Here is a 13,136-nt window from a genome sequence, read left to right as displayed (position 1 = left end):
CATTCCGCTAAAATATAAAAGGAAAAATCCTCTTGGGTTTTAAAGCTGCAAATTCTTCAGGAAATTCTTCCCTGTATCTTTTATTTATGATATAGGCCCTCGGAACAAGATTGGCACAGGTCCAAAATGCAAATAGAAGACCTACAAAGCTCCATGACAGGAGGGCAAAGCCGAACCATTCCAAAATTTCACCGAAATAGTTTGCACTGGAAACATACTTGTACATCCGTTTATGAGGAAAATAGTGTGCACTATCGCCCGGTTTGCGAAGTGAGCGGATATACTTGTCCGAATCTATGTTTATGGCCATTCCGATTAAAAAGATAAGAGCCCCGATTATAAAACGCGGATCATAGAGCCAAGAGATGGGATACATGGTTTTGGGTGAAAGGTAAAAAAGCCATGCTCCGATTAAAAACGCATTTATGGTATTAAAGGTAATTCCCATTAAAACGATAAGGAGGGGCATCTTGCTTTTTCCTTTTAACAAAAACGGAAATATAAAAACCCTTTGTGCATAGTGAAGCAGAAAAAAAAGGCCGATTATAATTCTGACAAGGTTTTCAGGTTTAGCCCACAGGGACATTAAAATAATCATAGTAATCAGTGTAGGAACTTCCATCATAAACCAAGCAATTTTATTGTTAAAGGAAAAGCCCCATTTTTTATTTATAGTTTTACCGTATCCGGCCGGAACAAAAAACAATACTACAAAACAAATTAAACCGACTCCGAATAGGACAAGCTGTGCAATGTTAAAGGTAAATATCAGTCTTTCCATAGATATTAAGTATAGATTATCCGTGTATCAAGGTCAAGAGATGAGCTGAGGAAAACAATTTTGGAATAAAATGTATACTCTTACAAAATATGCTAACCTATGTTATAATACACCTAGTGAGAGGAATCAGTTATGAGTACTTCAAACAGAAAATACAAGGATTCAGTCTTCGTCGACCTTTTCAGTGAAGATGAAAAGGCAAAAGAAAACTTTCTATCCCTTTACAATGCCTTGCATGGAACTAATCTAAAGCTTTCATGCCCTGTAGAAAACATAAGGCTTGATAATGTTATGTACATGAACATAATTAACGATGTTTCTTGTCTTGTCGACAATAAAATTATAGTACTTGCAGAACATCAATCTACCATAAACGAAAACATGCCTTTACGTTTTTTACAGTACATAGCAAGACTCTATGAAAAACTACAAGCACCGACAGACAGGTATTTAAGAAAGCTTTCAAAAATACCGACACCGGAATTCTATGTTTTTTACAACGGCAAAGAAGATTATCCTGAAACTTCAACGCTAAGATTATCGGATGCCTATATTACAAAGCCTGAACGTATACCCTTAGAACTTGAAGTAAAGGTATTTAACATCAATAAAAATAAGAGAGCTGAAGTGCTCAACCGTTGTAAACCGCTTGAAGAATACAGCTTATTTGTAGAAGAGGTAAGAAAGCAAACACAACTTGATCCTGAAAACGGCTTTACCAATGCGGTAAAGATATGTATAGAAAAAGGAATCTTAAAAGAATATTTAACTAGAAAATCAAGGGAGGTAATAAACATGTTAGTAGCCGAATATGATTATGATACTGATATAGCTGTACAGCGTGATGAAGCAAGCAGAATAGCCTTTGCAGAAGGGATTGAACAAGGAATTGAACAAGGAATTGAGCAGGGAATTGAACAAGGCATAGAACAAGGGATTCAACGCGGCTTTGAGGACGGTTCTTACCAAAAAGCTCTTGAAACTGCTAAAATGATGAAGCTAAAGAACTTTGATATAGTTGTGATTAAAGAAATATCAGGCTTGTCTGAACTTGAAATCAAAAACCTTTAGAAATCTTTGATATTAAACATGTTAGTAGCCGAATATGATTATGATACTGATATAGCTGTACAGCGTGATGAAGCAAGCAGAATAGCCTTTGCAGAAGGGATTGAACAAGGCTTTGAGGACGGTTCTTACCAAACCAAGCTTGAAACAGCTAAAAACTTAACTGAAATGGGTTTTGCCGTAGAAGCCATCGCAAAAGCCGCAGGTTTAAGTATTGAAGAAATAGAAAAACTGTAAAAAACTCTGTCTTGAATTAACCGCAGGGCACTCAAAGAGTGCCAAGGTCAAATTAAAAAAATAATAAAAAATCCCCCGCCGTATAAATCGGCGAGGGGATTTTAATTACCGCTTACTTTTTCTGTGCGGTTTCGATATAGCCGTTCATCGCCTGCCGTATAGCATAGCCAAGCACGGGATTTGCGGTACCGTTGCCGTATATAGTACCATTGGTCTTATCGGAAGAACTTGTACCGATACTCGGCTGTGCACCCGGACTTGTCACAATTTTACTATCCTTTATAACACCTCCGGAAGTTTTCCATATGCCGACGTTGATATTGTCCTGCTGGACACGGCTGGCAGTCGGTACAACCGAAACCTCCCACTTACCCGTAAAGTAACCGTTTGAATCGGTACCCTGGGCCGAGCCGGATACGCCCGTTGCCGTATCTACAAGATAGGCAAGTTTGGAGCGTCCTGCAGAAGCCGAGTAGTAGCCTATATAGGGAACGGGCTTACCGGCTGCACCGGCCGCCGTATATGCGACATCCAAGGTAATATGAGTTCCCGTTATACCGTAGGAGTCAACCGTAGACCGCTTAAATGCCGTATCAGAATAGCTTGAAAGATACGCGTACTTCAAATCAGCCGTATCCGAGTCAAAGGCTGCAATGTGTATACCGCCCGCCTTATCGACGGCAATCTTGCAGTATTCGCCCACATTCATCTTATCGAACACATCAATGGGCTTTTTCCAGTTTCCGCTGCCGTTGCCGCTTTGAGAAGCGTGGCTTCCGTTTTGCGGATCGGTTTTATAGGTATATTTGAGCATACGGCTTGTTTCGTCAAACCAAATCAACACCGCCGTATCGTTTGCTGCATCGGTACCTGACACAACACCGAGGGACAAATAGGTTCCCGTAGTGTTACCGGTATCACCGGTTTTATACTTTCCTGCAACAATACCGACTTTTGATTGATTATATGCCTGTATTGTTCGTGCACTCGCTGAATCGGCAAAATGCCCGAAATCAGTTTTACTTGTTATAGTATCGGCAAGGGTGCCGTATTTAAACCGTATTTGTTCATTTAAGCTGTCATAATAAGCAAGGTAAAGTCGAGTTTCGCTGCCGTTACGTTTTGCCGCCGCAAGAGAAGGATGCTGTATACGGGTTTTATCAAGAATATTGCCACCTGTTGTACCGCTCATATCATTTACTTGACCGAGAGCTTCCATTCTCAACCCATTGGAGCCGCTATAGTTGTTATCAGTTCCAAGCTCCGGAATTCCCCACCTACTTGTCAAATAGGTAAATTTACCTGCTTCTTGACTATTTGAGTTTATATCTCTTCCTGCAACCACACCATGCGAATTACCGGCTGTATCATATACAAAATCTACATAGCCAAAATCGTCATAGTTTTGATGCCATCTCGTATACGAATTGTTTGTTCCGTCGCTCATACTGAAATAATCCGGACCGTTGGCAAAGGCAAAGCCTATCATACCGTTTGAAGGATTGATACGCATAACCGGTTCCGTTATAACACCGCGGTGAGGCTTAGCTGCCTGGCTGTTAAGCTGCCACACATCCAAATACAGGTCATCAGTCAGTTTGTCGTTGCTTGCGGTTTTCTTTGCCTTGTTATAGGGCTTCGCATTATCGGTTAAATTGTTGATAGCGGAAACGGTATTTGAGCCCGATCCGGCTGTAAGTTCAAGAGCACCGCTTTTTGCACCGGCATCAAGAGTCAAAGACCACGGAGATCCTGTATCGGTCAAAGTTCCGGAGGAAACACCGCCCACCGTTACGGCAGCACCGCTCAGGTTAAAGCCCTGTATCTCTATTTTTTCCTTATCCTGTACCGGATAGCGGCCCGTAGCTGTGCGGGCATACAAGTCGGGATCGTTTGTCCCGCCGAGCTTTGAAAGAGCTGTTTTTATGCCGGTTACATAGGGCACCACATTTACGCTCATCGCCGGTTTATTAAAGGAAGGTTCATCGCCCGCATAGCCGACAGGATAGAGGTAGTAGTACTTAAACATATCCTCGGGAGCGGAACCGCCGCCTTGAGCTGTTGGTAGTTCGGGAAGCAGTGTACCTTTCCACTCAACAACCGAGCCATTTACCGCACTTATCGTTAAAAGGTAGGAAGCATCGGCATCTGCTGAACCGGTTTTGCCCACAATACGGATAAACTGTCCGGGCACAGCCGTATCACCATCTGCAAGGGTAAGCGATTGCCTTGTTCTTGCCTGAGCAGTTTTCGCTGTTCCAAAATTGGCAGGAACCGCATCTGCGGTACCGCTTGCAACACTATCGCCGTGATACGCCTTTATCGAAACCGCTTTGGTTCCGACCGTATCCGTAACCCACTCATAAGACCAGTCTACCCAGTGACCGTTTACATCAAGCCGCTTATCTTTAACGGTTAAACCGTCTGATGATGTCCATGTTCCAGTACCGAAATTTGCAGTTTTGCCGACACCGGCCACAGTGAGTGTAAGCTTAGTCAGCTTTGTGGGGTGATAAGATGTACCGCGAAGAACTACCGAACCGGAAACATCGGATTCACCGGCTCCGGTAGAAACCTTCTTAATCTCAATATGCCCCTTTGTTCTGTCATTGGATGCAAGGCTGTTATCGTTTTCAGCATTCCAATAGAAGGGAGCCATAAAGACCGAGGGCTTACGGGTATCATTGGTTTTTACGTTAAGCGTTACATTAAGAGTTAATTTACGTCCGGGATCACCTGCAGCACCGTCCGTAAGAACAATAACAAATTTTCGGTTATCGCCGTCAGATATTTGACCGGCATCAAAATCCGCCGGCACAAAGTCGATTGCACCCGCGGTAAGACTTCCGCTTTTGACGGCAGTATCGAGAGCCCAAGGATCAGCCGAAGTAGCTGCAACTTTATACAGAGTAAAGTTTCTTGTCGTACCCTGTCCGCCTTCCAATGCAAACTTGATTTGAGACTTAGCCGCATTTTTAAACGTAAAATCATTTGCTATATCAAGTGTTTGCGTATAATTCTTCACTTCGTCCAGATATGATGCCTCGCCATCCCGTATTACCGTTTCAATCAAGCCGGAGGTTGTATCGTTTGAATAAGAATCACTGCCGTTTAAGTCGGTACTAAAGCTTACGTTTGTAATCTTTAAAGGTTTATTGCGTACAAAGACATCGCAAGAGTACTCGCTGCCCACATTGCCCGCATCATCGGTAGGAGTAAGCTTTAATATATGCTTACCGTCGGCAAGACCGCTTGTTTTTACCGCCTGTGTAAAGCTTACAAAGTTTCCGCTTTCGGGCTCGATTTTAAGAGGCTTGGGCTGAGCGTTTTCACCGTTAGGTATAACCGCGGCCGTATTGCCGAACTTAATCGCTATGCTCTTTGTTTTGGAGCCCGTATCGTAGGCAAAGCCCTGCACCTGATACTCTGAGGCTGCCGAACTGTCAAATACAACGGGCTTTTGCTCAAGCAGGATACAAAGGGCGGAAGCCGCAAATACATCGGTTTGTGCTTGAGTAAAGGTTACCCTCGCATGGCTTCCGTCAACTGCAATGTCGCTTATTCCGACAGCCTTCGCGGAACCGTCTACGGACTCGGCAAACAGTACAAGATTGTCCTTATGGGCTTTTAGACGATTAACAGCGTCTGTTATCGTTTCCGTTCCTTGCAGATTAATCGAAACCCCGAACGCACCGCTTGCAGAAAAGACCGCCTTTTTAAATTTACCTACAGCCCTGCCGAACACCGCCGCAGGTTTACTGTTATCGTACTTAAGCAGTATCTTGGAGCTGACCGTTGCAAAGTTCTGGTCACGCTTATCGGTTGCCGTAATATCGAATTCGATATAGCCCGATTTTTGCTGATAGTGACTTGTTTTTATAGGAACGGTAAACGAATACCCCTTTCCTTCCGAAGCCGGTAAATCGGTAAAACTCAAACCGCTCGGCGTGGAAGGAACTAAACCGGGAATAGGAGTTGTACCGCTCGTATCCAGACTTTGCGTACCGGCAGGTAAGGACGGTGCACTTGCAGCATGAATATCGTCCTTAATTCCCTGATTATGCTTGACCTTACCGGTTATAACCGAACCATCTCCCTTAACCCATGTATCATTCGGAGCATAGGTATTACTGCCAAGTTTAATTTCCGAAAACTGCGGAACATTCGTACTCAGCACAAATTTGCGCGGAGTAGTCCAGTCCCCCTCAAGGTCATCGTTATTTACGCCCTTGAGCCGGAAATACACATCCTTTGTTTCCGCACCGGCGAGGATTGCTTCCCGTACCGCCTGTGTCAAAGTATGGTTCCAATAAGTGATACCGATATTGTTTGATGCGATCTCCTTGCCGGTACCGTAATCTATGGCGTTGAGTGTCCATGCATTTCCGAAACTGCTTTCAGCCGGCGAAAGACTTAACTGCAAGGTTATTTTCTTTACAACCTTTCCCGAAGCGGGGTTTGCAACAGCAGCCGAACCGCTTATTAAAACCTCGCCTCCGATGGATTCGTCGACTTTCGGAGTCGCAATGCTTATGCTGGGCGTTCCTCCGTTGGGGTCGAATTTAATGTTATACGTCATTTCGGTACTGAGGTTACCCGCCTTGTCCTTTGCACGTATGGTAACCGGCAAAGTATAGCTGCTTCCGCTCTGAGTAACACCGGGTACATCCTTGTACTTGGAAATATCGGGAATCTTTACCTTCCACGAAGAAGAGGTTCTGTCAAGAGCACTTAACTCCTGCCCTCCGTGATCGTGATGCTGCCCGTAGGCGGAATTTGCAATCTTATACTCTATCGTATCCGTTTGTACGCCGGACGGGATACCGTTATTGGGAGCCGTATCCGTAATAATACCGGAAATATTTACCTCGTTAAAATACACTCCATCCAAAGCAGGGGCTTGATGTTCAATAACGGGGGCGGTAAAGTCGATTATAACTGGTACCGAAACCTCGTTTTCATAGTTGGCATTGTCCGTTACTTTTATCTTGATAATCGGGTTTCCTTCGGAAAGAGAAACATTATTGATATCGTAAGCGGCATACCCTGCTTCATCCGCACCGGTATTGCGTACACCCGTTTTCGGTTGTTCAGACCCCATGGTTAAGGTTACGCTCTTTATGCCGGAAATATCCTTTGCCCATACCCTAAAAGATGCCTTTCGGCTGTTTGTATTGCCCAAAACGGCATTTGAACTAAGGTTTGCCGTGGGGCCGGTAAAGGTATTTGCAAGGGCAAACTTATAACCTTCGGATTTGAATGAGGGCTGACTCATATCCAGCGTAAAACTGATATTTTCGTCGTTTGCATCCGAATCTCCGTCAAGATCGCCAAGCACTTTGGGACGATTTAAAGCTGCGGTATCGCCCGTAGTAAAGACCGTTCCGGATTCATCTTCTATCTGAAAGTTTATGGAAACAGTGCCGTCGCCGACCGTATCCGCAAGCGTGTATGACCACAGTGCCCCGCCTGCCGAGGAGTTTACATTTTGATACTGACCTCCGTTGATACTTACCTTTATCGGCTTTCTCGGATTTCCGTCATCATCGGTTACGGTTCCGGTCAAAGTTTTTGAACCGGTAAGACTTGCGGAAGCGATGTTTGTAAAGCTCTTTACCCGGATAACGGGACGGTCTGCATCCTGATTTATTTTTAAGGTAAATGGCCGCTCCGTTTTGTTTCCGGCCTTATCTTCTACAATAGCCTTTAGCTTTAGGTCTCCTGCGTTGACATGATGCTGCGTTGTATCAAGCTTAAACGACCATGTATAGGCATCAGGAACCGTAAATTCGGTATTACCGGTTACACCGGTCAATGCAGTATTGCTTCCGTCATCTTTGACTATCTTGATACCCTTAACAGCCCTCGTATCGCTTACAGAGCCGCTTATCGTAACCGTTTTATTTATACCGGAAGCGGTATAAGGATTACCGCTATCCCAATGCGGGGAACTGAATGTTACCTTAGGATCATCCGTATCAAGGATAAACTTGGCATCAAAGATACTTACCTTAGGTTTAGCAGAGTCGTCTTTAACAATAATCTTAACCTTTTTTTCGCCGTTATTTGTATTCCAGCCTGTAAGTTCGGCTAAGCTGCTTAAATCGGCAGTCCATGTACCGCTTGCATTTGCGGCAGGCGGAGAACTCGGCGGTGTTACAGTAAGGGTTGTAGAATCAACCTTAACCTCAACGGAAGAGACGCTTCTTCCCTGCAATACGGTTTTTGCAGTTATCTCAAGCTTTACCTTAGCCTTGTTTGACTTACCTAATACAGCCGAGTTATCCGCCTTTAGATCATGATTATAAGAGCTGTCATCTTTAATCTTTACGAGTACAGCTTCTATAAGAGGGGCATCGGTTTTTACCGTATAGGGGCCGAAACTCCTATAAGAAGAGTTTCCGGCTTCATCATAAACCCAGATATGCAGGTAATTATCGGTCTCATTGCTGAAAGAAACATTTGCTTCCCACACATAATCATTGCCGCTTCCCGTAGGAGCTGTAAGCTTTGCCTGAACATCACTAGGAATTGAAGGAATTACAGCACCGCCTGCCTCGTAGGTTACCTTGGATATTTTTGAGGAAATTCCATTTAAAGGATTGTCCGAAGCTGTTCCCTTAAAGGTATAAGACCATTCGCTTAACTCAACAGGAGTAGAGATAGTAGGCTGTACGGAAGGAGAAGTTAAAACTGCAAAATTAGGAACAGTCTTATCCAATTTAAAGGTAAATAATTCTTCAGCCTTATTTCCGTATATATCTTCGGCAACAGCCTTAAGTTTAAACAATCCGGTAGTATATTCTGTTCCGTCCGTATTAAGCTTAAAACTCCAGTTATAGGCCTTATTGCCTGTAAATACAGTCTTAGTAGTCTCATCTCCCGTAGACTCGCTTACACCGGTAAGAGCGGTACCGTTCTCCTTAGTAATAGTCAGCTTTGCTATTTCCCTGTTATCGCTTGCCGTACCCTTAAACAAAACCGTTTTATTTATAACCGAATTGGCTTCGGGTATTATAAACATTGTCGAGGGAGGAGTCTTATCGAGATAAAATTTAGCCGTAAAAGAAGCTTCTTTTTGAGGCGTTGATTTATTTTTTACGATAATCTTAACGTCTTTCGGAGAAGCTTCATCGGTTAAACCGCTCAAAGCAGTACCTAAGCTAGCAGTCCAAACACCGCCTGCTTCACTTGCAGGAATTAAAGAGGCAGAATCTCCAACCTTAACCTGAACGGAGGCAATACCGCTTTTGCTTTGAGCCTTTATTTTAAGCGTTACATTATTTTTTGCCGTATCATTAAGTACAATCGATGTAAGTGCTTTTAAGTCATAATCGGCATAATCATAACCCGATGTACCTGTTGTAGAAGCCTTGATTTCCGTAATTTCGGGAACAAGAGTATCTATTTCATATGTACCGAATTTGGTATGTGTTTTATTTCCGGCTCCGTCATATACCCATACGTGTAAGGCATATTGAGTATTTGAAGATGCAAAGTATGCGTTTGCTTCCCATGTATAATCATTTCCCGAAGCGGGCTCTGTGAGCTCCGCAGACAAAGCTCCGTCAGGGGCGGGATCGGGATCGCCGGAGGGGCTTACCTTATATGTTACCTTTGATATACCGGAACCGCGGGCATTGCTTCCTATAGCCTGATCGGAGGCCGTACCTTTAAACACGAAGGATGATTCTCCGAACAGGGTACTGCCTGTAGCCGGAACGGAGGCGGGATCGGGAGCCGTCAAAACGGCGGCGTTCGGTACGATATTATCAACCGTCAAGGTAAATGTTTCGACCGTTTCATTTCCCGCCTTATCTTGCACGGCTGCTTTAAGCTTGAGATCGCCGTTTGAGTAGCCGCTTGTGTCCAGCATAAAGCTCCAGTTATATGCCTTTATTCCGCTGAATACGGTTGAGCTTTCTGCATCACCCGAAGAACCGCTTACACCGGTAAGAGGGGCACCTGCCGAGGTTCCGTCATCATGGGTAATAGTCAGCTTTGCTATTTCTCTATTGTCGCTTGAAGACCCCTTTATAGTTACCGTATTGTTTACAACGGCACCGTTTGCGGGACTTATAAGACCGACTGCCGGCTTTGTTTTGTCAAGGAGGAATTTACCCTTAAAAGACGACACTTTTTGAGGAACGGGATTATCCCGAACGATAATCTCTATATCCTGAGCGGTACCTTCATCCGTCCACGTATCAAAAGTATCGGCGGGGATGGTAAGGTTCCATGTACCGCTGGCCTTGGGTACAGGAATGCCTCCGTCTACAGAGGCGGGCATAGGAATGCCCGTGCCGATTCTTACCTTTACCGATTTTATCGTTCTGCCGTCAACCTGAGTTTTTGCCGTTATTTTAAGTTTTACATTTTTCTTATTTACATCGTTGAGCATAAGAGACATTTTTTCTTTTAAATCGTAATCAACAATGGTATCTGCAGTTACCTTAATTGCTTCTATCAGAGGAGCATCGGTTTTTACCGTATAAGGACCGAATTTTTTATACGATATATTACCTGCACCGTCATAGACCCACAGGTGGAGATAGTTATTCTCTGCATTGTTAAAGAAAACATTCGCTTCCCACGTATAATCATTTGAACTTCCCGAAGGAGGGGTCAATCTTGCTTCGGCATCGCTCGGATTGCTTTCTTCATTTGTATCTTCTCCTGCTTTCCATGTTACCTTGGAGATGCCGGAGCCCTTGGTTATGCTGCCTATTGCCAGATCGGAAACGGTTCCCGTAAACATTGTTGACCATTCGCTTAATTCAACAGGATTTGTCGGTGTAGGAGAGCCTGCAGGCCGGGTTAGCACAGGAAAATTCGGCTTTGTTTTATCAAAGATAAAATATAATTCCCGTGAAGCTTCTTTTCCGGTTGAAGCATTTACAGCCTTTATGGTTATCTTATATTCCTTTTCATCCATGGAATCGTTCATATTTATTGTTGCAGTGTATTTCGGTTCTACCCACGTAGGATCGTTCATCGTAGGAGGATTTGTAGTGTTGTCATCCAGCCAATAGTAAACTTTTCCGTTAGAGTTGTCCAAATTCATTATTTCGGCTTTAATATACACAGCGCCGTTTTGATATTTTTCAATAGGATCCGGATAAATAATAGGAGCCTGTGCCGAAAGCTCGAATTTAAGTATCGATGCATAGCCCGTTCGTTCCGTATCGGAAAGCATAGGATCAAAACCGTCATTACCTGCCGCATCTTTTCCGGTTATATCTATACGATATACTCCGGATCTAAAACCGTTCGGCAGTTGACGCTCTATTTTTATAATTTCACCGATTGTAATACCTTTTTGATGTTCCGTATTGGTGGGATCAAACTGAACATCAGCGGGACCATCTCCGTCTCCCGACGCATTAAAAAGCACAACCTTTGTTATCTCAGGATTTGTTGTATAATTATCGGCTTTTAATGAAGCAAGCTGTTCCTCCTCGGTATTTCCCTTTCCCTTGTATAATACGATTTTTATTTTTTTATCTTTGATACCCTGAAAGGTATTATTCGAAAGAAGAGATATTTTATCTTTATTCTGGTATAATTCAACAGTTAAATTGCTCCCCTGTGCATATACTACTTTAGGTATGCCGGAAACCGAACTTATGTCCGAAGAAACAACGCTGGAACCTATAATTTTAAAGCCGGGGGTTTTATTAGGATCCAAATTAAAGGTTGTGTATTTAACAGTATTGTTTTCTCCCGAAACAAAAATACGGTTGTTCTTTAAAGCATCCAAAGCCGTAGTATCCTGTGAAAGCTTATAGATCAGCTTTTCATGCTCCGAACCAGAAGCATTTCCCTTCTTCCCTGCAAAATAATCGTGTATAACCTTTGCAGTATATCCCTTTGACAATACATCTTTTTCGATATTGTTTTTGATATAATAAAATTCGGATCTGTTTCCCGGAAAATCTTCGGAAGCGGTTGAAGACCCGTCGTATACGCGGGCATCATCGCTTAAAATCAGTTTGCCCTTAACAGGATTCACAACCGGATTGCCCTGTACTGCCTGTAAAGCGGTATAATCGGAACCGGTTTCAGGATTTTCATGTTCTGCCATTACGATATTTACACTGCTTTCTTTATTTCCCTTTACAATCTTTTTAATGGAAGCATATTCATCCGGAAAACTGAATCCGATTTTTTCGAGGGAGTGAATATCGCCTGCTTCGCCTACAATGCGGAGCTTTGAACCGTATTGTTCAACAGCTTGCCCTACGGCAGGGTCGTAAATAGTAGAAGGTCTTGAAACAATAAACACGGGCGGTGTATTGTCTATCTTGTAGGTTTTATCTAAAAAGGCCGGTTTACCCTGTTTATCGGTAATGGTTATTTTTGCCTCGTATTCGCCGTCGGGGATGGGATAGTCCTTTATAAGCCTTCTAGAATCTTTATAAACATCGGTATCATTATTTATTTCAATTTCCCAGTTTACCCCTCCGCCCCCAGTCGGTATCAGTTTTCCAGAAAAAGATCTTGTTGTTGCATTGGTTTCTTTATTTGTAAACACAACCGAAACAGATGTTACTTCTTCATCATCAGAAGCTGTTCCTTTAATAATAAAAGATCCTCTTATAGGGTTTTCTCCTGTTGGAGGATAAGTAATCACCCCTTTAGGAGGCAGAATATCTACCTGACCGCCTAAAGACGGTTTACATGTCAATAATGTTATAACCGTAAATAAACTTAATAATAATAACCTTAAATATTTTTTATTTTTTTTCATTTTTTACCCCCTAACTCTAAAATATATCAAACCTCGTACCAAACAATACGCCAAGCATCACAGACTTTATACCTAAAGGTCTTCCGCTCTGAGTTTCCGTAAACAGCTGCTTAATTTAAAACAAACATATCCTGTTTTAGATACAGGTTCTCTTTCTATAGCAAAAAAGCCTGCATTAAAGGCTTCAATTATTTTTATTCGCCTTTGTCTATTCTGCAATTTACCTAATCCATACATATCATAAATTGCTCCTGTAATCTTACAATTTAACCGATAGATTATCGGCTAAAAAATACATAA

Annotated in this window: 4 protein-coding genes; 2 read left to right on the top strand and 2 right to left on the bottom strand. The window is 43.0% G+C overall.

Going from position 1 to position 13,136, the window contains the following annotated elements; genetic code table 11:
• Window positions 1-7 precede the first annotated feature (7 nt).
• Window positions 8-781: a DUF1295 domain-containing protein gene (locus E4O00_RS00455; protein ID WP_253678024.1), complete on the bottom strand. Its 774-nt coding sequence runs from the start codon at window positions 779-781 to the stop codon at window positions 8-10.
• A 132-nt stretch (window positions 782-913) separates the two neighbouring features.
• Here E4O00_RS00455 and E4O00_RS00450 point away from each other — a divergent pair, with 132 nt between their 5' ends.
• A complete protein-coding gene (locus E4O00_RS00450) occupies window positions 914-1,852 on the top strand; it encodes an Rpn family recombination-promoting nuclease/putative transposase (protein WP_253678023.1) in 939 nt (312 codons plus the stop codon).
• 18 nt (window positions 1,853-1,870) lie between these two features.
• Window positions 1,871-2,086 (top strand): hypothetical protein, encoded by a 216-nt coding sequence (locus E4O00_RS00445; protein ID WP_253678022.1) that lies wholly within the window; start codon window positions 1,871-1,873, stop codon window positions 2,084-2,086.
• 112 nt (window positions 2,087-2,198) lie between these two features.
• Here the strand turns inward: E4O00_RS00445 and E4O00_RS00440 are convergent, their stop codons facing one another.
• Complete coding sequence (locus E4O00_RS00440; RefSeq protein WP_253678021.1) at window positions 2,199-12,836, bottom strand: Ig-like domain-containing protein; 10,638 nt, start codon at window positions 12,834-12,836, stop codon at window positions 2,199-2,201.
• Window positions 12,837-13,136: the final 300 nt, after the last annotated feature.

It is taken from the genome of Treponema sp. OMZ 788, from assembly GCF_024181245.1.
Lineage (GTDB): Bacteria > Spirochaetota > Spirochaetia > Treponematales > Treponemataceae > Treponema_B.
Note: the sequence above shows the minus strand (reverse complement) of the source record. Positions and strands in the feature narration are given on the sequence as shown.

Bases quoted from the DNA above. Each gene is read 5' to 3' on its own strand.
- E4O00_RS00455 (WP_253678024.1), bottom strand. From the start codon at position 781: ATGGAAAGACTGATATTTACCTTTAACATTGCACAGCTTGTCCTATTC.
- E4O00_RS00450 (WP_253678023.1), top strand. From the start codon at position 914: ATGAGTACTTCAAACAGAAAATACAAGGATTCAGTCTTCGTCGACCTT.
- E4O00_RS00445 (WP_253678022.1), top strand. From the start codon at position 1,871: ATGTTAGTAGCCGAATATGATTATGATACTGATATAGCTGTACAGCGT.
- E4O00_RS00440 (WP_253678021.1), bottom strand. From the start codon at position 12,836: ATGAAAAAAAATAAAAAATATTTAAGGTTATTATTATTAAGTTTATTT.